This is a genomic window from Pseudoponticoccus marisrubri (assembly GCF_001482405.1).
Classification (GTDB): Bacteria; Pseudomonadota; Alphaproteobacteria; order Rhodobacterales; family Rhodobacteraceae; genus Pseudoponticoccus; species Pseudoponticoccus marisrubri.
Genome location: NZ_LPXO01000001.1, coordinates 354,240 through 376,602, shown reverse-complemented (window position 1 = coordinate 376,602; position 22,363 = coordinate 354,240). Strand labels below are relative to the sequence as shown.

Here is a 22,363-nt window from a genome sequence, read left to right as displayed (position 1 = left end):
GACCAGTCAAAGCCTGACTCGCCCGGGCAAAGATTCGAACCCCGGCTATAGGGGCGCCCGGCACGCGTGTCAAACGCTGTGACGGTCGGAAATGCAACATTCCGGCCCGGCCGGGGCGGGGGAAATGTTTCAGTCTGGCGGATCCGGCCGGGTTTCTTCACGTTCGGGGCGATCCGGGATCAAGGCGCCGTGAACCGGCTGTTGTCGGGCGGCTGCCGCGCGCATGTCTAGCGCGAACCGACCCCGGACCGGAGCCCGAATTGATGAGCGACATGACCCAACCCGAACGATCCACGCGCTGGACGCGCCACCTGCCCCTGATCGTGATCGCGATCGTGGCGGCGATCGGCGCCTTCACGCTGCGCGACTATCTGACCTTCGAGACGCTGCGCGCCAATCGCGAGGCGCTGCTGGCTTTCCGCGACAGCCATTTCGTGCTGATGGCGCTGGGATTCGTGGCTGTCTACATCGCCATCGTCGCCTTCTCGCTGCCCGGCGCGGCGGTGGCCTCGGTCACGGGGGGGTTCCTCTTCGGGCTCTGGGCGGGCACCGCCTTCAACGTGCTGGCGGCCACGCTGGGCGCTACGGCGATCTTCCTTGCGGCCCGCGCCGGGCTGGGCCGGACCCTGTCGGCGCGGCTCGAGACCTCGGAGGGCACGCTCAAGCGCCTGCGCAACGGGCTGCGCGAGAACGAGATCAGCGTCCTTTTCCTGCTGCGCCTCGTGCCGGTCGTGCCGTTCTTCGTGGCGAACCTGATCCCGGCGCTGGTCGGCGTGAAGTTCCGCAACTTCCTGCTGACCACCGGCCTCGGCATCATCCCGGGCGCGCTGGTCTACACCTCGATCGGCGTGGGGCTGGGCGAGGTGTTTGACCGGGGCGAGCAGCCCGACCTGTCGCTGCTCTGGGCGCCGCATGTGATCGGGCCGATCCTGGGGCTGGCCGCGCTGGCCGCCCTGCCCATCGTGATCCGCGCGATCCGCGGCCGGCAGGAGATCTGAGCCATGCAGGACACCCAGGCCAAACAGGACATCAAGACGGACATCCTTGTCATTGGGGCCGGCTCGGGCGGGCTGTCGGTGGCGGCGGGCGCGGTGCAGATGGGCGCGGATGTCACCCTGCTCGAGGCGCACAAGATGGGAGGGGACTGCCTCAACTACGGCTGCGTGCCCTCCAAGGCGCTGATCGCCTCGGCCAAGACGGCCCATGCCATGGCCCATGCGGCGCCTTATGGCGTGGCCGATGCGGCGCCGCAGGTGGATTATGCCGCCGCCAAGGACCACGTGGCCGAGGTGATCGCTACGATCGAACCGGTCGACAGCCAGGAACGCTTCGAGGAGCTGGGCGTGCGGGTCATCCGCGAGACCGGGCGCTTCGTCACCGACCGCGTGGTCGAGGCCGGGCCTTGGCGCATCACCGCGCGCCGCATCGTCATCGCCACCGGCTCGTCGCCCTTCGTGCCGCCGATCCCGGGGCTGGAGGACGTGCCCTACCTGACCAACGAGACGATCTGGGACCTGCGCACGCGGCCCGATCACCTGCTGATCATCGGTGGCGGTCCCATCGGCATGGAGATGGCACAGGCGCATCGCCGGCTGGGATCGCAGGTCACCGTGATCGAGGGCGATCGTGCGCTGGGCAAGGACGACCCGGAACTGGCCGGGATCGTGCTCGACACGCTGCGCGACGAGGGGATCGAGATCGCCGAGAATGCGCTGGCGCAGGAGGTCCGGCAGGCCGGTGACGCGATCGAGGTCGAGACCAAGGACGGCCGCGTCTTCCGCGGCTCGCACCTGCTGGTGGCGGTGGGACGCAAGGCCAATACCGAGGCGCTGAACCTCAAGGCCGCCGGGATCGAGACCACGAAGACCGGTGTGAAGGTGGATGACAGCCTCAAGACCACCAACCGGCGCGTCTATGCCATCGGCGACGCGGCGGGGGGCCTGCAATTCACCCATGTGGCGGGCTATCACGCGGGGATCGTCATCCGCTCGGCCCTGTTCGGCCTGCCCGCGAAGGCCAGGACCGAGCACCTGCCCTGGGCCACCTATACCCAGCCCGAGCTGGCCCATGTGGGCCTGACCGAGGCGCAGGCGCGCAAGGCCCATGGCGACAAGCTGGAGGTGGCGCGCTTTGCCTACAACCACAACGACCGTGCCATTGCCGAGCGCAAGACCAAGGGGCTGATCAAGGTCATGGTGGTCAAGGGCCGGCCGGTGGGCGCCTCGATCACCGGTCACCAGGCCGGTGAGCTGATCGCGCTGTGGTCGCTGGCCATCTCGGGCGGGCTGAAGATGAGCACGATTTCCGGCATGGTCGCGCCCTATCCGACCATATCGGAACTTAACAAGCGGGTTGCCGGGGCCTATTTCACACCCAGATTGTTCGAGAATGACCTGGTGAAAAAGGTGGTCCGGCTGGTCCAGCGCTGGCTTCCCTGAGAACGAGACGTGATGCTCAACTCCCTCTCCGGCCGCTTCCTGATCCTGACGACGGTGTTCGTCATGCTGGCCGAGGTGCTGATCTTCGTGCCCTCGGTCGCGCGCTTTCGCGAGGATTACCTGCTGGATCGGCTGGAGCGGGCGCAGATCGCCTCGCTGACGCTTCTGGCCGACGAGATGATCGACCCCGCGCTCGAGACCGAGCTTCTGGACAATGCCGGCGTGTTCAACGTCGTGCTGCGCCGCGACCAGATGCGCGAGCTGGTGCTGTCCTCGCCGATCCCGGGCGAGGTCTACGAGGATTTCGACCTGCGCGATCCCACGGCGCTGGAGCTGATCGAGGACGCGCTGCGCTGCCTCGTGGATCCAACCAACCGGGTGATCCGGGTGATGGGCAACCCGCTGCGCGGTGGCGGCGAGCTGATCGAGGTCACCATGGAGACCGCGCCGCTGCGCGCCGAGATGCTCGATTACGGGCTGCGCATCCTGCTGCTCTCGGCGGTGATCTCGATCATGACGGCCTTCCTGCTGTTCCTTGCGGTGCGCAAGCTGCTGGTCAAGCCGATCAAGGGGGTGGTGGGGCACATGCAGCGCTATGCCGAGGCGCCGGAGGATGCACACCGGATCATCACGCCCTCGGCGGGGGTGCGCGAGCTGCGCGAGGCCGAGGACGCGCTGCAATCGCTGCAGACCCAGCTGACCCAGGCGCTCAAGCAGAAGGACCGGCTGGCCCAGCTGGGCGGGGCCGTGGCTCGGGTCAGCCATGATTTGCGCAACATCCTGACCTCGGCGCAGCTTTTCACCGACCGGATCGAGATGTCCGAGGACCCGGCGGTCAAGCGCATGGCGCCCAAGCTGGTGAACTCGATCACGCGGGCCGTGTCGCTCTGCGAGAACACGCTGGCCTTCGGCCGCGCCGAGGAGCCGGCGCCCAGCATGATGCTCTTCAACCTCGCCGAGATGGTCAACGAGGTGCTCGAGGCCGAGCGGCTGGCCATCGACGGCCACGATATCAGCCTGTCCGAGGACATCCCCGCCGGGCTGATGGTGCGGGCCGATCCCGAGCAGTTCTACCGCGTCCTGTCCAACCTGATCCGCAACGCGCGGCAGGCGATCATCGGCACCGGCGCGCCGGGCGAGATCAACGTCTCGGCCCAGTCCGGCGAGAGCGACTGGATCATCACCGTGACCGATACCGGGCCGGGCCTGCCGCCCAAGGCGCGCGACCACCTGTTCCAGCCCTTCCAAGGCGGAGTGCGCAAGGGCGGCTCGGGGCTGGGTCTGGCCATCGTGGCCGAGCTGATCCGCGGCCATGGCGGCAGCCTGTCGCTGCTGCGCACCGATGAGACCGGCAGCGCCTTCGAGATCCGCCTGCCGATGGGCGATCTGTGAGGGCATCGCAAAAAAATGCATGACGCCCCTTGCACATCCCCGGCGTGGGCGGTATTTCCGCCAAACACGGACCGATAGCTCAGCTGGATAGAGTACTTGACTACGAATCAAGGGGTCGGGGGTTCGAATCCTCCTCGGTCCGCCAAGGTTTCCTGAGACCGCGCACGGCATTGCCGGCGCGGTCTTTTTCTTTTCCGAAGCGGCGCGCGGCGGGCTGGTGCCCGGTCGCTGTCACGTGCTAGCGATTCCGGCCGAGGAGGGTCATTGCGTGCCCGAGCAAGGAGAGCAGATCGCGGCGCTGCCGATTCGGTGGCAGTCGAAACGCAGCGTGCAGGTGCTGATGGTGACCTCGCGCGGGACGGGCCGCTGGGTGATGCCCAAGGGCTGGGAGATGGACGGCAAGAAGCCCTGGGCGGCGGCCGCCATCGAGGCTCTGGAAGAGGCCGGCGCCAAGGGCTTTGTCGGCCACGACCTGATCGGCACCTACCGCTACGGCAAGGTGCTGGAGGACGGCACCGTGCTGCCCTGCATCGTGCGGGTCTACCCGATGGTAGTGGAAAAGCTGCTGCGCAACTGGAAGGAGCGCAAGGAGCGCAAGCGCCGGTGGTTCTCGCCCAAGGCCGCGGCGCGCAAGGTCGACGAGCCGGACCTGGCCGAGTTGCTCACCCGCCTGCAGGACAAGCCCGACAAGCTGCCCGCCATCCGTCGCATGCTGAACGCGTTGGACTGAGCGGGAAGCCGCTTCGAAGCGGCTTCCTTCAAGCGGGTTGCAACCCGCTTGATCAACGCGTTTGCAAACGCGTTCACGGAACGCCCTTCGAAGGGCGTTCCCAGCGCCGCCCCGGGCTCAGTCCACCGGCAAGCCGCTGGGCACCGTGTCGGGCCGGCCGAGCGGGCGTTGCGCGGCGCTCTCGCCCGTCAGCGCGTGCAGGAAGGCCTCGAGCGCGTCGATATCCTCCTCGATCATCTCGACCGGCTGCAGGTCGAGATAGGAGACCTGCCGCGCCAGCTCGGCGTCATTCTCGCGCAGGCGGAAATCCTCGCCGGTCAGCCAGTCCACTTGCGGCAGGCGCGCCATGCCCGGCCTCCAGTTGGCCCGCGTGGTGATCGGGTCGCACATGTGGCGGATCATGTCGCGCAGCGTCGGGTAGGCCCCGTTATGCCCGTAAGGCGCTGTCAGCGCCACGTTGCGCAGGCTGGCCGTGCGGAACTTGTAGGCATCGCGGTCGTCGCGCGTGGTCTCCATCCGGCCCAAGTCGCGCGGGATCGTGTCGCCGTCGAAGGGCCGGCCGGGCCCGAATTGCGGCACGCCCACGGCATAGAACTCCTGGTCGGTGAAGAGCGGCCCGTTATGGCAGCGCACGCAGCCGGCTTCGCCGAAGAACAGCTGCCGCCCCTGTTCGGCCAGGGCGGGCAGGGGGGTCCCCTGCGTCACGTAGCGGTCATAGGGGCTGTCATAGCTCTGCCATTCCGTGCCGATGAAGGCGGCCAGCGCATTGGCGATCTCGACGATGGTGATGTCCTCGGCGCCGCGCACATGCGGATAGGCCTGTTCGAAGCGCTGCACGTAGCCGGGCACGTCGCGCACCCGGTCGGCCAGCATCGCCCAGCCCTTGTCGATGCGCTCGGCAAAGGCGGCGCTGACAGGGTTCTCGGATGGCGCCCCAGCCATCTCGTCGGGTGAGCTGACCGGAAAGAGCGCCTGCGCTGCCAAGACCGAGTTCAGCCCGCGCGGGGTGCGCTCGCCGGCCGGCGTGGCAAAGGCCATGCCCTTGGCATCCATCTGCTCGACGCGCCCGTCATGGAACATCACGCGCACGTCGCGATTGCCGAGATTCCACAGCGCCGGCGCATTGCGCGGGATGCGCGCCGCGATGCGCGTGGCGCCGCTGCCGGGGGTGCGCTCGCGGCCCAGCCCGTGCCCGCCCTCGCCGATCCCGAGGCTGAGCCCGTCCGTGCCGTTCAGCTCGTGGTGGTGGCAGGTGCCGCAGCTGATATTGCGGTTGCCCGACAGGATCTTGTCGTAGAACAGCAGCTGACCCAGCCGCGCCTGGCCCTGGTCGAAATCGAGGAAATCCTCGGCGCTAAGGCTCTGGGCCCTTGCGGGCCCGGCGGGCGACAGGGCGATGAAGGCGGTCAGCGCGGCAGGCAGCAGCGCACGGAACGGGCGGGAAAACCGGAAAAAATCAGCCATGGAGAGATCAGGAACCAATAATGTGACGAGACGATAACCAAATTGTGAGCGACCCGTGAGCGCAATGCAAGTGTCAGAAATGTCGCGAAAAATTCGATCAAATGTTCCCGCGTCAGGAACAATTTCCCGCGCGTTCGGTCATTGTTGATCGGTAGGGGACGACTCGGCGCGCTCAGCCGGTGGGGCCGAAAGCGCCGAACTGGCCGCCGAAGAACATCAGCGGCGCGCCTTCGCGCGTGGCCACCCGCGTCACGTGCCCCACGACGATCGAGTGGTCGCCGCCGTCATGGGCGGCCGACAGGCGGCATTCGAAGCGCGACAGGCAGCCCTCGAGCAGCGGCACCCCCTCGGCATTCTCGGTCCAGGCGAACTGGTCGAACGCGTCGCCGTCGCGGGCAAAGGCCGCCCCCAGCGCGGCCTGGTCGGCGCCCAGCACGTGGATCGCGAAATGCTCGGCCGCCATGAAGAACGGGTAGCGGGACGAGGACTTGGCCGGCGCCCAGAGCACCAGCGGCGGCTTCAGCGAGACGCTGGCAAAGCTGTTGGCGGTGATGCCCAGCGGGCCGGTGGCGGTCGGGCAGGTCACCACGGTGACCCCGGTGCCGAACCGGCCCAGGGCATCGCGGAAGCTGCGCGGATCGGCCTCGGCCGGGTCGAAACTATGGGTCATCCGGCTCATCTTGCTGCCTCAGGGAACTTCGTGGCCCAGGGCGAGGGTGTAGAGGTCAAACCAGGTCTCCCTGTCCATCCTGACTGTGCCAGCATCGCCGATCCGGGAAATCCGGTCCAGCCTGTTGGTGCCGAGCACAGGTAGGATGCGGGCGGGATGCGCCAAGAGCCAGGCAATGGCAACCGCCGAATCGTCGACGCCCTGCTCGGCGCCGATCTCGGCCAGCCGGGCCCGCAACTTCGCGTGGCCCTCGTCGAACAGCGCACCGCCGCCCAGCGGCGACCAGGCCATCAGCGGCTGGCCGTGCCGCTGGTGGAAGGCCACGTCACCATTTGTGAAGGGCGCGTTGTGCAGCAGGCTGATCTCGATCTGGTTGGTCACCAGCGGCGTGCGCATGGAGGCTTGCAGCAGCTTCCAGTCCCAGGGGCGGAAATTCGACACGCCCACGGCGCGCACCTTGCCGCTGTCCACGACCTCGTCCAGCGCGGCGCCGGTCTCGCAAGCATCCATCAGCGGGTCGGGGCGGTGGATCAGCAGCAGGTCGATATGGTCGATCCGCATCAGCCGCAACGAGTGCTCGACCGAAGCGAGGATATGCGCGCGGCCGGTGTCGTAGTACTTCACCCGCTTGTCGGCGTAGCGCCCGACCGGCGCGACGATGTCGCACTTGGTGACGATTTCGATCCGGTTGCGCAGCTCGGGCGTCAGCGCGTTGCCCAGCACCTCCTCGGCCTCGTAGCCGCCGTAGATGTCGGCCTGGTCCATCGTCGTCAGCCCCTGGTCGAGACAGGCGGCGATCTTGTTGCGCACATGTTCGGGGCTGGTATCGGCATCGTCGCTCAGCCGCCACATGCCATAGACCAGCCGGCTCATTTCCAGCGTGTCACTCAGTCGGATCCGGTCCATCAGCGTCTCTCCCCTGCGCCCAGCGGCGTCTTCGGTGTCTCGGTCGGCACGCGCCCATAGGCCTCGGGCAGCGAGCAGGTCTTGATCTGCGGCAACACCCGCTGCCCGAAATGCCGGCATTCGTCCAGATGCGGGTAGCCCGACAGGATGAAGGCGCGGATGCCCATCTTGCGATAGGCCTCGAGCTCGCTCAGCACCTGGTCGGTCGAGCCCACGATCGCCGCGCCGCAGCCCGACCGGGCGCGCCCGATCCCGGTCCACAGGTGCGGCTCGACATAGCCGAACGTGTCGGCCAGCTCGCGCGCGCGGGCCTGGTGCGCAACGCCGAGCGAGCCGCTGTCATGCGCGCGCTCGCGGATCAGCTGCCCGTACTCGTCATCCAGCTTGCTAACGATATGCTCGGCCCATTCGCGGGCCTCGGCCTCGGTGTCGCGCACGATGACATGCACGCGCAACCCGTAATCCAGCGTCCGGTCATAACGTTCGGCCACGGCGTTCACGGCGCGCATCCGCTCGGCGATCTGTTCCTTGGGCTCGGGCCACATCAGGTAGACGTCGCAATGCTGCCCGCAAAGCTCCAGCGCGGCGGGCGAGTAGCCGCCGAAATACATCAGCGGCCCGCCGGTCTGGTAGGGCTTGGCCGGGTCGGTCCAGAGGTCGCGGAACTGGTAGATCTGCCCCTCGTAATCGATCCGGTCCCGGGTCCAGGCCTGTTTCAGGATCTCGACCACCTCGCGCGAGCGCTGGTAGCGATAGCTGCTCTCGGCCGTCTCGCCGGGAAAGTCCGAGGAGATGATGTTGATCGTCAGCCGCCCCTCCAGCATGTGGTCCAGCGTCGCGATGGTGCGGGCCAGCATGATGGGCTGCATCTCGCCGCAGCGCACCGCGGCCAGCATGTTGATCTTCGAGGTGATCGCCGCACCGCCCGCGACAAAGGACAGCGTGTCCTGCCCGACCTGGTAGCTCGACGGGCACAGGATGTTGCGGAAGCCCTGGGACTCGGCTTCTTGCAAGATGGCCGAGCAATGCGCCCAGGACGAGCGCAGCCGGCCCTCGGGCACGCCCAGATACTCGTAATCATCCGAGCAGAGCGCGGCGAACCACGACACCTCGGCGGCGTCCAGATCGGGGGAGGTGATGGGCACGACCGTCATTTGATGTCTCCGCGACGCAACTTTTCTATTGCGTAGCAGCCCCTTTCAAGTAGATCAATACTGTATCAATTTCCGGAGCCCGAATGAAGGACCGCCACGCCCTGCCGCTGTACCTCCAGATCAGCGAGATGCTGATCCGCGAGATCCATGCCGGGCGGCTGGCGGACGGCGCGCGCCTGCCGCCCGAGCGGGACTATGCGGCCAGCCTCAACATCTCGGTCGGCACGCTGCGCAAGGCGCTGGCGGACCTGGCCGAGAAAGGGCTGCTGGAACGGGTGCACGGGTCGGGCAATTACATCCGCGCGCGCGCCGACGTGGAATCGGTCTATGCCTTCTTCCGGGTCGAGCTGTTGCAGGGCGGGGGGCTGCCCACGGCCGAGCTGCTCTCGGTCGACCGGCTGCCCAAGCCCGAGGGGATGGAGCCCTTCGGCACCTCGTCCGAGGCGCACCGGATCCGCCGCTTGCGCCGCCTGAACGGCACGCCCGCGATCCTCGAGGAGATCTGGCTGGATGGCAGCTATGCGGCGCGGCTGGCCCCGCAGGACCTGCGCGAGTCACTCTACCTGTTCTACCGCGAGCGGCTGAACCTGTGGATCTCGGGCGCCGAGGACCGGCTGGGCACCGGCCCGGTGCCCGACTGGGCGCCGCCCGCCTTCGGCCCCGAACCGGGGCGGATCACGCTGCTGGCCTCGCGGGTCAGCCATGCCAGCGATGGCGCCCGGGCCGAGATCTCGCGCGGATGGATCGACACCGATGTCGCCACCTACGTGGCACGACTGAAATAGGGGCCTTGCGGCATGACACAGGACATTCGCTACGGCGTGATCGGCTGCGGCATGATGGGGCAGGAGCACCTGCGCAACATCGCGCTGCTGGACGGGGCCGAGGTCGCCGCGATCTACGAGCCGAACGCGGCCATGGCGGCGGCGTCGCACGTGCTGGCGCCGGGCGCGGTGCTGTGTGATGATCTGGACGCGCTTCTGTCGCGTGACGATCTGGACTGCCTTCTGGTGGCCAGCCCGAACCACCTGCATGTCGAGCAGCTCGACGCGGTGGCGGCGCGCCAGCCGCTGCCGGTGCTGATGGAGAAACCGCTCTATACCGCGCCGCAGCATGCCGAGCGGATCGCCGCGCTGACCCGCGACTACCCGGCGCCGATCTGGGTGGCGATGGAATATCGCTACATGCCGCCCATCGCGGCCTTTCTGGACCGGCTGGACGAAGCGACCGGCGGCGTGCGCATGCTCAGCATCCGCGAGCACCGCTTTCCCTTCCTGCCCAAGATCGGCCACTGGAACCGGTTCAACCGCAACACGGGCGGCACGCTGGTCGAGAAATGCTGCCATTTCTTCGACCTCATGCGGCTCTGCCTGCGCTCGGACCCGGTGCGCGTGATGGCCAGCGCGGGGCAGGAGGTGAACCATCTCGACGAGCTCTATGACGGCGAGCGCCCCGACATCTGGGACAGCGCCTATGTCATCGTCGAGTTCGCCAGCGGCGCCCGCGCCATGCTGGAGCTGTGCATGTATGCCGAGGGATCGCGCTACCAGGAGGAGCTCTCGGCCACCGGTCCGTCCGGCAAGATCGAGGCGATGGTGCCTGGCCCGGGCCGGTTCTGGCCCGCCCATGCCGGACCTGCGCCGGTGCCGCAGGTGGTGCTCAGCCCGCGCAGTCCGAAGGGGCCGCAGGTGCTCGAGATCCCGGTCGACGCCGAGATACTCGCGGCAGGCGATCACAACGGGGCCACGTTCTACCAACACCAGAGGTTCCTCGACGTGGTACGTCATGGGACATCCTGCGAGGTCACCCTTGCGGATGGCGACTGGTCGGTGCGCATGGGCCTGGCCGCGCAGCAGTCGGCGCTGACGGGGCAGGCGGTCACGCTCTGATTTCGCCCGGGTTTCGCCACATTCTGGCCACAATCGACCCCGAATGTGACAATTGCGCTGCAAAATTCCCCCCGCATTCCCGGCGCTTGGAAAAAAACATTGTAGCGAATTTGGCTAAAATGCGTTAATCCAGAGCAAGAACAACAAGACGGCCACAGGCACAAAATCGGCCGTCCCCAGAGGTAGAGCGGTGGTATCATGAACGCGATCGATTTCGTGATCCGTACCCGTGCGGGTACGGTCCAGCATGGTTCCGTGGGCGGTCCGGATGAGTCCTTTCTCATCCCGGCAGGCGCGGGCAACGACATTTCCCTGAACATCCGGCAACTCGACCTGCGCGGCTATGACCGTGCGGGCGATGACCTGCTGATCACGCTGGCCGACGGGCGCGTGGTGGTGCTGGAGGGCTATTTCGGCCCTGACGGCGCCGATGCCAACCGGCTTTTCCTCAGCTCGGACGGGATCCTGAACGAGGTCAGCTTCGTCGATCCCAGCGCCGGCGCGCTCTTCGCGCAATACGGCCCGACCGAGACCTGGGGCAAGTGGAGCCCCTCGGACGACCTGATCTTCGTGCAGGAGCCGACCGTCGTCGCCGAGATGCCCTATACCGGCGAAGAGGAAGAGGTCAGCATGCTGGCCACCGGCCTGCTGGGCGCGGCCCCGGGCCTGTTAGGCGCGGCCGGGCTGGGCGCGGCCGGGCTGGGTGCCGCGGCGCTGCTGGGCGGCGGCGGCGACGGCAATGGCGGCGGCTCCACCTGGAATCCGCCCACCGTCGACAACCCCGATGACAACGTGCAGGTCGGCGGCGACGATCCCTCCGTGACGGTCACCGGCACGGCCAACCCCGACTCCGAGGTCGAGGTGGTGATCGGCGACGAGACCGTCACCGGCACCGCGGACGAGGACGGCACCTGGGAAGTGGTCTTCGAGGGCGACACCTTCCCCGATGACGGCACTTATGACGATATCGACGTGACGGTCACCGATCCCGACGGGACCGAGACCGAGCTGGACGGGCCCAGCTACGAGATCGACACCACCCCGCCGGTGGTCGAGACCACGGACGGCACCGTCTCGCAGGGCGATGTCTTCAACGCCGAGGATCACACCGACGGGGTCACCATCGTGGGCGTGACCGAGCCGGGCGCCACCGTGACCGTCACCATCGACGAGCACAGCCAGACCGACACGGCCGGCGAGGATGGCAGTTGGAGCTTCACCTTCGACGATACCGTGCTGCCGGGTGGCGAGTACACGCAGGACGTGACCATCTCGGCCACCGATGATTTCGGTAATACCGGCACGATCACCGACGCGGTCGAGATCGACACCGTGCCGAACCCGATCAGCATCGACCCGGTCACCTCGGATGACCTCGTGAACGGCGACGATGCCGATGCCGGGTTCCAGATCACCGGCAGCTCGGCCCCGGGCGCCGTGGTCACCGTGGTGTTCGAGGACCTGACCCGCGAGGTCGTGACCGGTGCCGATGGCAACTGGTCGGTCGACGTGACCTCGGGCGATTTCTCGGGCGGCGAGTATGACACGACCGTCACCGCCTCGACCGTGGACGCGGCGGGCAATCCCAGCGCGACCCAAAGCGCGATCCGCATCGACACCGTGAACGAGGTGGCGCTGACCAACACGCCGCTGACCGGCGATGACGTGATCGGTGGCGACGAGATCGACGCGGGCGTGACCTTCACCGGCACCAGCCAGCCCGGCGCGACCGTCGAGGTCGTGGTTGACGGCACCAGCCGCAGCGCCACCACCGCCGAGGATGGCAGCTGGTCGGTCACCTTCGAGGGCGGCACCCTGACGGGCGGCACGCGCGATGTCACGGCGAGTGTCACCTCGACCGACGGGGCGGGCAATGCCAGCGCGCTGACGCATGATTTCACCATCGACACCGAGACGTCGGTCACCATCGACACCGACACGGTGGGCGGCGACGGCATCATCAACGCGACCGAGCGTGACGGCAGCGTGTCGCTGACCGGCACGGCCGAGCCCGGCGCCTCGGTCACTGTCACCGTGGCCGGCGCGACGCTGGACACCACGGCCGAAACCGATGGCAGCTGGAGCGTGACGCTCCCCGCCGGCACCCTGCCTGAGGGCGAGACAACCGTCACGGTCAGCGCGGTCGCGACCGATGCCTACGGCAACACGGCCAGCACCTCGGGCGAGATCCCGGTCGACACCGTGACCGGCGTGACGCTGGACGACATGGGCTCCGTCATAAACGCGGCCGACCGTGCGGACGGTCTGGCGCTGACCGGCACCGGTGAGCCCGGCGCGGCGATCTCGGTCGCCGTGGCGGGGCAGGTGCTCTCCACCACCGTCTCGGGCGACGGCAGCTGGAGCGTCGCGCTTCCGGCCGCCGATATCCCCGAGGGCGAGACCAGCCTCGATGTCGAGGTCACCGCGACCGACGCGGCAGGCAACACCGCCGGCACCACGGGCAGCGTGGATATCGACACCGTGACCAGCGTGACGCTGGACGAAACGGGCTCCGTCATCAACGCCGCCGACCGTGCGGACGGTCTGGCGTTGACCGGCACCGGTGAGCCCGGCGCGGCGATCTCGGTCGCCGTGGCAGGGCAGGTGCTCTCCACCACCGTCTCGGGCGACGGCAGCTGGAGCGTCGCGCTTCCGGCCGCCGACATCCCCGAGGGCGAGACCAGCCTCGATGTCGAGGTCACCGCGACCGACGCCGCGGGCAACACCGCCGGCACCACGGGCAACGTGGATATCGACACCGTGACCGGCGTGACCGTGGACACGGCCAGCGTGGCCGGCGACGGCGTGGTCAATGCCGCAGAACAGGCCGGCAGCGTGACCCTGACCGGCACGGCCGAGGCCGGCGCCGCGATCTCGGTCGCCGTGGCGGGCGAGACCCTGACCACCACCGCCGGCACCGACGGCGCATGGTCGGTCGCGATCCCGGCGGGCCGCCTGCCCGAGGGCGAGACCTCGGCCGAGGCCGTGGTCACCGCGACGGACGCGGCCGGCAACGTGGCCACCACCTCCGGCAGCATCGCGATCGATACGCTGAACGCGATCACGCTTAAAGACGACACGGTGGAGGGTGATGGCACCGTCAACGCGGCGGAACGCGCCGATGGCGTGGTCCTGACGGGCGAGGGCAATCCCGGCGCCGCGGTCGAGGTCACCGTGGCCGGCACCACCCTGTCCGCCACCGTCTCGGACAGCGGCACCTGGCAGGTGACCATCCCCGCCGGAACCGTGCCGGAAGGCGAGCGCAGCCTGTCGGTGACCGCCACCTCGACGGACGCGGCCGGCAACCTTGCCACCGCCACCGGCACCATCGCCATCGACACCCTGACCTCGGTCAGCGTCGATACCGATGACGTGGAAGGCGACGGCGTGGTCAACGCGGTCGAGCATGCCGATGGCGTGACGCTGACCGGCGCGGCTGAACCGGGCGCCACGGTCGAGGTCACGCTGGGCGCGCTCACCCGCAGCGCCTCGGTCGCGTCCGATGGCAGCTGGAGCGCCGATTTCGCCGCCTTCGACATCCCCGAGGGCGAGCGCGTGCTGGACGTCACCGCCACTGCCACGGATGCGGCCGGCAACACCGCCACCGCGACCGGAACCCTGGACGTGGACACGCTGGTGCGCGACTTCGCCGTCACCGCGACCCCGGGCGGGGCCGACGCGGTGGTCAATGCCGAGGAAGCCGCCGCTGGCCTGACCCTGACCGGCACGACCGAGCCGGGCGGCACGGTGACACTGGATCTCGATGGCGAGCAGGTCGAGGCGCTGGTCGCCGCCGATGGCAGCTGGACGGCAAGCTTCGCCCCGGCACAGCTGCCCGATGGCGAGCGCACCGTGACCCTGACCGCCACGGCCACCGACCCGGCCGGCAATACCGACACGATCACCCAGGACGTGCGCTTTGACACCGATGCCGGGATGCTGACCATCAGCCCCGAGCCGGTCGAGGGCGACGACATGGTGAACGCGGCCGAGGCCTCGGACGGGGTGATCCTGCGCGGCACCTCCAACCCCGGCCAGATGGTCGATGTCACGATGAACGGCGTCACCCACACGGTCGAGACCGCGGCCAACGGCATCTGGACCGCGCCCTTCGCGGCCGGTGAGCTGGCGGCAGGCACCTATACCGCGGACATCACGGCGACGATCACCGACAGCGCGGGCAACACGCTGACCCGGACCGACACGCTGAACTTCGACACCGAGGTGCTGAACTTCGCCACCTCCACCGACCCTGTGGAAGGTGACAACATCATCAATGCCGACGAGGCGTCGGACGGCTTCACCCTGTCGGGCACCACCGAGCCGGGCGGTTCGGTCGCGGTGACCTTCGCCGGCCAGACGATCGCCGCCGGCGTGGATCCCGAGGGCAACTGGTCGGTCGACTTCCCGGCCAGCGCCATCGCGGCGGGCGAGTACCCGACCGAGGCACAGGTGACGACCACTGACGCGGCGGGCAACACGGCCGACGCCACGGTGAGCTTTGCCGTCGATACCGAGGTCAACCGGCTGGCCATGTCGGCCGATCCGGTCACCGCCGATGACGTGGTCAACGCGATCGAGGCGCTGCAGGGCATCTCGCTCACCGGCGTGGTCGAGCCCGGCTCCGAGGTCGTGGTGACCGTGGGCGGCGTGGCGCATGTGGCGAGTGTCGAGGCCGATGGCAGCTGGAGCGCGGACATTCCGCCGGAATCGATCCCCGAGGGCACGCTCGAGGCGCCGGTGCAGGTCGACGCGACCGATGCGGCCGGCAACACCCGCTCGATCAGCGACACGATCTCGATCGACACCGACGTGCCGGACTCGCCTGATGTCGAGAGCTACACCCGCGACCATACCGGTCTGCGCGGCATCTCGATCGAGACGACCGACGACGCGGTGGCCATCGGCCATGTGGTCTCGGATGCCGAGATCGACCCGGTGGGCAATTCCGCCGTCGAGATCCCGGTGCTGAACGAGACCTCCTTCGCCTTCACCGAGGTCGTGCCCGACGGCTCGCACCTGGTGGTCAGCGGCACGGATGCGGCGGGCAACACATCGGGCACCTATCTGGTGGTCGACGACACCCGCACCTCGGAAGTGGCGATGACCGACGAGCTGGCCGGGTCGCTGTCGGCCTTCCAGGTCGAGACGATCGACCTGCAATTCGCCGAGGACAGCCACCTGACCATCACCGAGGACCAGATCCTCGCGCTGTCGCAGACCAGCGACACGCTGGTGGTCGAGGGCGGCAGCGATGACAGCGTCACCATCACCGGGGCGACCGCCAATGGCAGCGTCACCGGCGAGGATGGCACCGGCTACAATAGCTTCTCGCTGGGCGATGCCACGATCCTGATCGAGGACGACATCACCAACGTCTCGACCGGGGTGGTCTGAGACCGCGGATACCACGTCCGGAGGCCCGGCCGAACCGGGCCCCGGATCCCGATACAACGATAATCGCGCCGAGACGGGGGCACGAATGAGCATTGGCAGGCAGAGCCTGGGCCTGATCGTCGCGCTGACGGTGCTGCCCGGCTGTTTGAAGACATTCGCCGAGGGGACGGTGTCGCGGTTTCGCGGCGCCGATCCCGTCGTCGTGGCCGAGGGGCAGCGCGCGGCGGCCGAGCCCGCCGTGATCCGCTCCGCCGATGCCTCCCCCATCATCCACGCCCTGCAGATCCGCCCCTCGGTGATCGAGCCGGGCACGCCCTATGCGCAGGTCGCCGCAGCGGTGATCGCCTCGGATGCACGTGTCGCGGCCGCCGAGCTGCGCGTGGCACAGCTGCGCGCCGAGGCCGCGCGCAACAACTGGATGCCGCGGATCGGGCCTAGCATTTCGCTGACCTCGCTGGGCGATTTCGTGGCCGACCTGGTGATCAACCAGGTGATCTTCGACAATGGCCGCAAGAAGGCGGAGCGCGACCTGGCCAAGGCCGACGTGGAGTTTGCCGCCGTCGCGCTGGTCGAGGACGGCAATACCCGCGTGTTCGACGCGCTGTCGCTGTACGTGACGGCGGAAGAGAACCGGGAATTCGCCGCCCACCTGGCCGGCGCGATCGAGGACATGACGCATTTCGAATGGGTCATGCAGCAGCGGGTTGCGGGGGGCGTCTCGGACCGCTCGGACCTCAACATCCTGCAGCAGAAGCTGGCCCAGATGCGCGCCGACCGGCTGGAGGCGCGCGAGACCACCACCACCGCGCTGGCCGAGCTGGCCGCCATGGCCGGCCGCCCGCTGGACGGCGTGTCCGGGCTGGGCGGGCTGACCGATACCCCCCCGGGCGAGGCGCTGGGCGTGCTGCGCGCGCGGGCCGAGTATGAACGCACCATCGCCGAGGCGCGCATCGCGCGGGCCCAGCACCTGCCGGGCCTGTCGGTGGGCGCCTCTGGCGGCACCTCGCAGCCCACCGCCTCGCTGGACGTGACCACCGACACGCTGTTCTCGCTGGGCACCATGGCCGAGTTCGAGGCGATCGAGGCCACCAAGGTCAGCGCCGAGCGCCGCGTCGCCGAGGCGCGCGAGGTGGCCGAGCGCAAGGTGCAGACCCAGTCCAGCCAGCTTTCGGCCTATCGCCGGCAGGCCACCGAGGCGGCGGGGCTGACGCGGCAGGCCAAGACCAATCTCGACCTGTTCCAGCAGCAATACCAGGGCGGTCAGCGCCAGGTGATGGACGTGGTCGGCGTCTACGAGACCTATGCTGCTGCGCTCGAACGTGAGATCGAGCTGAAATACAAGGCCGCCCGCGCCGCGCTGGAGCTGGCGCGGCTGCAGGGGGCTTTGGCCGAGGGGGCAGAGATTTGACCGACATGCCGGATCAGGCCGCCGCGCGCGGCACGGGCCGGGCGGTGCTGCGCGCCGTCCCCAAGCCCTCGGCCGCCGCCAACAGCGCACGCCGCGCGCCGCGCCACTCGGCCCGGGCCCGCGCCCGCGCCGACCTGATCCGAGTACTGGCCGGCCGGCTGGGGGTCGAGGGCAAGGCGCAGGACATCCTCGACGCGCTGACCCGCCATGCCGGCCCCGAGGACACGTTCGGCCCGGCCGCGCTGCGCGCCGGGGTCGAGGCTGCCGGCCTCATGGGGCTGGAGGACGAGCCCGACACGCTGGCCCCCGGCCTCTGGCCCGCGCTGGCGCTGATGAGCAACGGGCAGGTCGTGCTGGTCCTGTCGCAGGACGGCGACACGCTGACGATCTATGACGACACCACGGCCCATCGCCAGTCCGAGGTCGCGATCGACGAGTTCGGCAGCTATTTCTCGGGGCAGGTGGTGCGCGCCGAGGCGCCGGTCCGGCTGCTGTCGGACACCCATGCCAATGTCGAGCGCAAGACACATTGGTTCTGGGGCCAGTTCGGCCAGTTCCGCCGGCAATTCGCCGAGGTGGCGCTGGGCTCTTTCGTGGCCAACCTGCTGGCCGTCTCGGTGGCGCTGTTCTCGCTGCAGGTCTATGACCGGGTGATCCCGCACCAGTCCGAGGCGACGCTCTGGGTGCTGGCCGCCGGCGCCGTCGTGGCGCTGCTGCTCGAGGCCTTCCTGAAGGTTGCGCGCTCGCAGTTGCTGGACGGGGCGGGGCGGCAGATCGAGATGGGCGCGCAGAAGATCCTGATGACCCGGCTTCTGGGCATGCGCTCGGACATGGTGGGGCGCTCGCCCTCGCAGCTCTTCTCGGCGATGCGGGAATTCGGCTCGGTGCGCGAGTTCTTCACCGCCTCGACCGCGGGGGCGCTGGCCGACATCCCCTTCATCTTCGTCTTCCTGCTGCTGGTCTGGTCGATCGCGGGCAACGTGGTCTGGGTGCTGGTCGCCGGCGGGCTGCTGATGGTGATCCCGGGCTTCTTCCTGCAGCGCCGCATGATCCGGCTGACACAGGAGATGCACGGCGCCGCGGCCAAGCAGGCGCGGCTGCTTCAGGAAACCGTGGTCGAGCTGGACACAATCAAGACCCAGCGCGCCGAGGACCGTTTTGCCCGCATCTGGGAAGAGCTGACCGCCGTGCAGGCGCTGAAAAGCTCGGACCAGCGCAAGTTGGCCGCCACGCTGACCTTCTGGAGCCAGGGGCTGCAGCAGGCCACCTATGTCGGCGCCGTGATCGCGGGCACTTACCTTGTTTTCGCGGGCAATTTCACCGTCGGTACGATCATCGCCGTGGGCATCCTGTCCTCGCGCACGCTGGCGCCGCTGACGCAGCTGTCCGGCATCCTCGCGCGGTGGGGCAATGTCAAGGCGGCGCTGGACGGGCTGGACCGGCTGGCCGAGGCGCCGCAGGACCGCTCGGCGACGCGCAGCTACCTGCGCCGCGAAAGCCTGTCGGGCCAGTACGAGCTGCAGGGCGTCAGCTATCGCTACGATCCCGAGGGGGTTGCGGTGCTGGACCTGCAGAGCCTCAGGATCCAGCCCGGCCAGACGCTGGCGGTGCTGGGCGCCAACGGCTCGGGCAAGTCCACGCTGCTGAAGATCCTCAGCGGGCTCTACGCGCCGCAGGCCGGCAAGGTGCTGGTCGACGGCACCGAGATGGCCCAGATCGAGCCGCGCGACCTGCGCCGCGCCATCGGCTACCTGGGCCAGGATGTGCGCCTGTTCCAGGGCACGCTGCGCGACAATCTCAACCTGACCCTGCTGGAGCGCAATGACGAGCGGCTCTACGAGGCGCTGGACTTTGCCGGGCTGGGCCAGTTCGTCAAGGCGCATCCCAAGGGGCTGGATCTCGACATCACCGATGGCGGGCAGGGGCTGTCGGTCGGCCAGCGCCAGAGCATCGGCTGGGCGCGGCTCTGGCTGCAGGATCCCGATATCTGCCTGCTGGACGAACCCACCGCCGCGCTGGACCAGACGCTGGAGAAGACCTTGATCTCGCGGCTGGAGGGCTGGCTGGAAGGACGCACCGCGGTAATCGCCACCCATCGCGTGCCGATCCTGTCGCTGGCCAGCCGCACCACGGTGCTGGCGCAGGGCCGCATCGCGATCGACGGGCCGCGTGATCAGGTGCTGGACCACCTGCGCACCGCCGGACAGGGAGCCGCGTGATGGCCGTATCCTCCACCAACCTCGCATCGCAGCTTTCGGCCACGCTGCGCGGGCCCTCGACCACGATCTGGCTCTGCGCGCTGGCGGTCTGGGCCTTCATCGTCTGGGCCTCGGTCGCCTGGCTGGACGAGATCGTGCGCGCGGAGGGCGAGATCATCTCCTCCTCGCGGCCTCAGATCATCCAGAACCTCGAGGGCGGCATCCTGACCGAGCTGATGGTCAAGGAGGGCGACGAGGTGATGCGCGGCGACCTGCTGGCCCGGCTGCACCCGACGCAGTTCCAGTCCTCGGTGGACGACCTGCAGGACCAGATCACCGCGCTGGAGATCCGTCGCCTGCGGCTGGAGGCCGAGCTGCGCGGCGCGGCCGAATTCGAGGTGCCCGCCGCGCTGGCGCAGCGCTCGCCCGATATCGTGGCCTCGGAACGCGCGCTGCTGGCCGCGCGGCAGGCCGATTTCGTCAGCCGTCGCGAGGGCGCGCGGCAGGTGCTGCAGGAAGCGACCGCCGAGATGCGGCTGATGGAGGACCTGCTGGACCAGAAGGTCGTCGCCCTGATCGAGGTGACGCGCGCCCGCAAGGCCCATGCCGATGCCAAGAAGCTGCATGACGAGATCGTCACCCAGACCGAGCTGGCCCGCGCTGAGGCCTATTCCGACACGCTGAAGGAACTGGCCACGCTGCGCCAGAACCTCAAGGCCAGCCAGGACCAGCTGAACCGCACGGTGCTGGTCTCGCCCATGCACGGGGTGGTCAACAACCTTGCCGTCACCACGATCGGCGGGGTGGTGCGCCCGGGCGAGGAGATCATGCAGATCATCCCGGCGGGCGAGGAGCTGTTCGTCGAGGCGCAGGTCCATCCCGAGGACATCGCCAATATCCGCCCAGGCCAGGCCGCGACGATCAAGCTGACCGCCTATGATTACACGATCTACGGCACGCTGAAGGGCCGGGTGGACATCATCTCGGCCGACACGTTCCGCGACGAGCGCCGCCCCGAGGCGCCGCCGCATTACAAGGTGCAGATCCGCGTCGACCTGTCCGAGCTGACCGAGCGGCAGTCCGGGATCGAGATCCGCCCCGGCATGATGGCGCAGGCCGAGCTGCACACCGGCGAGAAGACGGTGCTGCAATACCTGCTCAAGCCGCTCTACAAGACGCGCGACGCCTTCCGCGAGCCGTGAGGCCTGCGCCCGGCTGTGACAGCGGGTCTTGGTCGCGCCTGACGGATGTCCGGTTTGGCGCGGGCAGGGGCCTCCGGCGGGAGTATTTTTCGAAAGATGAAAGAGGGGGCGCGCTGGCCGGTCGTGGCGCGGCTGGGGCGTGGTCGGGGTACTCTTGGTCGCGGCTCAGCCCTTGTCGGCGGTGTCGAGCCAGATCGTGACGGGGCCGTCATTGGTCAGGGACACGGCCATGTCGGCGCCGAAGCGCCCCGTGGCCACGGGCAGGCCCTGTGCCTGCATCGCCGCGGCGAAATACTCGTAGAGCCGCTGGCCCTCCTCCGGGGAGGCGGCGGCGGAGAAACCGGGGCGGTTGCCGCGCCGCGTGTCGGCGGCCAGCGTGAACTGGCTGACCACGAGCGCCGCGCCGCCGCTGTCGCGCACGGAGCGGTTCATGCGACCGGCCGCGTCGCGGAAGATGCGCAGCTTGGCGATCTTCCCGGCCAGCCGGTCGGCGTCGGCCTCGGTGTCGCCCTGCATGGCACAGACGAGGATCAGCAGCCCCGGGCCGATCTCGCCGACCGTTGTGGCGTTGATCTCGACCCGGGCGTCGGAGACCCGCTGGATCAGCGCCCTCACAGCTCGGTGTCCCAGGGCGGGTTGGCCCCGGCGCGGCTGACGGTGATGGCGGCGGCGCGGGTGCCGAGCTCGGCCGCGGGGGCGCAAGCCTCGGCCGTGATGCCCTGCAGCGCGCCCCGGTCGAGCAGCCCGTCGCGGTGCAGCCCGGCGAGAAAGCCCGCATTGAACGTGTCGCCCGCGCCCACCGTGTCGACCACCGCGACCTTGCGGGCGGGCACGTCGAGATTGCCGTCGGCGGTCAGCACGGTCACGCCCTCGGCGCCACGGGTCAGCAGCAGCACGCGGGTGCCGCCGGCGATCAGCTCGGCCGGGTCGCTGCCCAGCCAGTCGAGATCCTCGTCCGAGATCTTCACGATGTCGGCGCGGCCCAGCATGGTCTGCAGGCGCGCGCGGTAGGCGGCCTCGTCGCGGATGAAGCCGGGGCGGATATTGGGGTCGATCATCACCGGGCGGTCCCCGGCGCGGGCGCAGAGCGCGGCATAGCTGTCGGCCGCCGGTTCGCCCACGAGGCTGATGCCGCCGAAGAACAGCGCGTCGATCTGCGCGTCCGCGCCGGGCAGGTCGCTTTCCGACAGCAGTCGGCCGGCGGTATTCTCGTCGTAGAAGGCGTAGCGTGCCTGCCCGTCGGTCAGGGTCACGAAGGCCAGCGTGGTGGGCCGGTCGCTGCGCGGGCAGAGGCTGTGATCCACCCGGCTGTCGCGCAGCGAGCCCTCGAGGATCTGGCCGAAGAGGTCGGTGGACAGGCCGCCGAAATAGCCCGCGGGCGCGCCAAGGCGCCCCAGCGCGATGGCGGTGTTGAACACCGCGCCGCCCGCATGGGGGGCGAAGGCGCTTTCGCCGGCCTCGGTCTTGCGGGGCAACATGTCGATCAGGGCTTCGCCGCAGCACAGGATCATGGGG

At 68.9% G+C, this 22,363-nt stretch carries 16 protein-coding genes and 1 tRNA gene; 11 read left to right on the top strand and 6 right to left on the bottom strand.

What is annotated here, in order from left to right:
- Positions 1–263: 263 nt before the first annotated feature.
- From AVJ23_RS01790 to AVJ23_RS01770, 5 genes are all read left to right on the top strand, one after another.
- Positions 264–998: a TVP38/TMEM64 family protein gene (locus AVJ23_RS01790; RefSeq protein ID WP_058860430.1), complete on the top strand. Its 735-nt coding sequence runs from the start codon at positions 264–266 to the stop codon at positions 996–998.
- A gap of 3 nt (positions 999–1,001) precedes the next feature.
- Positions 1,002–2,438: a dihydrolipoyl dehydrogenase family protein gene (locus tag AVJ23_RS01785; protein ID WP_058860429.1), complete on the top strand. Its 1,437-nt coding sequence runs from the start codon at positions 1,002–1,004 to the stop codon at positions 2,436–2,438.
- 12 nt (positions 2,439–2,450) lie between these two features.
- Entirely contained in the window at positions 2,451–3,830 is a 1,380-nt protein-coding gene (locus tag AVJ23_RS01780) for a sensor histidine kinase (protein ID WP_058860428.1), read from the top strand.
- 68 nt (positions 3,831–3,898) lie between these two features.
- A tRNA-Arg gene (locus AVJ23_RS01775) sits at positions 3,899–3,975 on the top strand.
- Between the two features lie 123 nt (positions 3,976–4,098).
- A complete protein-coding gene (locus AVJ23_RS01770) occupies positions 4,099–4,560 on the top strand; it encodes an NUDIX hydrolase (protein ID WP_058860787.1) in 462 nt (153 codons plus the stop codon).
- Positions 4,561–4,677: 117 nt separating this feature from the next.
- Here the strand turns inward: AVJ23_RS01770 and AVJ23_RS01765 are convergent, their stop codons facing one another.
- The 4 genes from AVJ23_RS01765 to AVJ23_RS01750 form a co-directional block, all read right to left on the bottom strand.
- The gene (locus AVJ23_RS01765) at positions 4,678–6,024 is read right to left on the bottom strand and encodes a cytochrome-c peroxidase (RefSeq protein WP_084794216.1); all 1,347 of its coding nucleotides are present in this window, start codon (positions 6,022–6,024) and stop codon (positions 4,678–4,680) included.
- Between the two features lie 172 nt (positions 6,025–6,196).
- Complete coding sequence (locus AVJ23_RS01760; RefSeq protein WP_058860427.1) at positions 6,197–6,703, bottom strand: flavin reductase family protein; 507 nt, start codon at positions 6,701–6,703, stop codon at positions 6,197–6,199.
- 9 nt (positions 6,704–6,712) lie between these two features.
- Complete coding sequence (locus tag AVJ23_RS01755; protein WP_058860426.1) at positions 6,713–7,600, bottom strand: aldo/keto reductase; 888 nt, start codon at positions 7,598–7,600, stop codon at positions 6,713–6,715.
- A complete protein-coding gene (locus tag AVJ23_RS01750) occupies positions 7,600–8,754 on the bottom strand; it encodes an LLM class flavin-dependent oxidoreductase (protein WP_058860425.1) in 1,155 nt (384 codons plus the stop codon). Before AVJ23_RS01750 ends, AVJ23_RS01755 begins: the two co-directional genes overlap by 1 nt.
- 83 nt (positions 8,755–8,837) lie before the next feature.
- Between AVJ23_RS01750 and AVJ23_RS01745 the strand changes: the two genes are divergently transcribed.
- The 6 genes from AVJ23_RS01745 (at position 8,838) to AVJ23_RS01720 (ending at position 20,848) form a co-directional block, all read left to right on the top strand.
- Complete coding sequence (locus AVJ23_RS01745) at positions 8,838–9,539, top strand: GntR family transcriptional regulator (RefSeq protein ID WP_058860424.1); 702 nt, start codon at positions 8,838–8,840, stop codon at positions 9,537–9,539.
- Positions 9,540–9,551: 12 nt separating this feature from the next.
- Positions 9,552–10,643, top strand: a complete 1,092-nt coding sequence (locus AVJ23_RS01740) for a Gfo/Idh/MocA family protein (protein ID WP_058860423.1) — start codon at positions 9,552–9,554, stop codon at positions 10,641–10,643.
- A 198-nt stretch (positions 10,644–10,841) separates the two neighbouring features.
- Complete coding sequence (locus AVJ23_RS01735; protein WP_058860422.1) at positions 10,842–16,040, top strand: Ig-like domain-containing protein; 5,199 nt, start codon at positions 10,842–10,844, stop codon at positions 16,038–16,040.
- A gap of 85 nt (positions 16,041–16,125) precedes the next feature.
- Positions 16,126–17,448: a TolC family protein gene (locus tag AVJ23_RS01730; protein WP_084794213.1), complete on the top strand. Its 1,323-nt coding sequence runs from the start codon at positions 16,126–16,128 to the stop codon at positions 17,446–17,448.
- 5 nt (positions 17,449–17,453) lie between these two features.
- Positions 17,454–19,667, top strand: coding sequence for an ATP-binding cassette domain-containing protein (locus AVJ23_RS01725; RefSeq protein ID WP_058860784.1), 2,214 nt, complete (start codon positions 17,454–17,456; stop codon positions 19,665–19,667).
- Positions 19,667–20,848, top strand: a complete 1,182-nt coding sequence (locus tag AVJ23_RS01720; protein WP_084794210.1) for an HlyD family type I secretion periplasmic adaptor subunit — start codon at positions 19,667–19,669, stop codon at positions 20,846–20,848. The genes AVJ23_RS01725 and AVJ23_RS01720 overlap by 1 nt, the downstream gene beginning before the upstream one ends.
- 165 nt (positions 20,849–21,013) lie before the next feature.
- Here the strand turns inward: AVJ23_RS01720 and dtd are convergent, their stop codons facing one another.
- Together dtd and AVJ23_RS01710 are read right to left on the bottom strand one after the other, a co-directional pair.
- A complete protein-coding gene (gene dtd / locus AVJ23_RS01715; protein ID WP_058860420.1) occupies positions 21,014–21,463 on the bottom strand; it encodes a D-aminoacyl-tRNA deacylase in 450 nt (149 codons plus the stop codon).
- The gene (locus AVJ23_RS01710) at positions 21,460–22,359 is read right to left on the bottom strand and encodes a carbohydrate kinase family protein (RefSeq protein ID WP_058860419.1); all 900 of its coding nucleotides are present in this window, start codon (positions 22,357–22,359) and stop codon (positions 21,460–21,462) included. Before AVJ23_RS01710 ends, dtd begins: the two co-directional genes overlap by 4 nt.
- Positions 22,360–22,363: the final 4 nt, after the last annotated feature.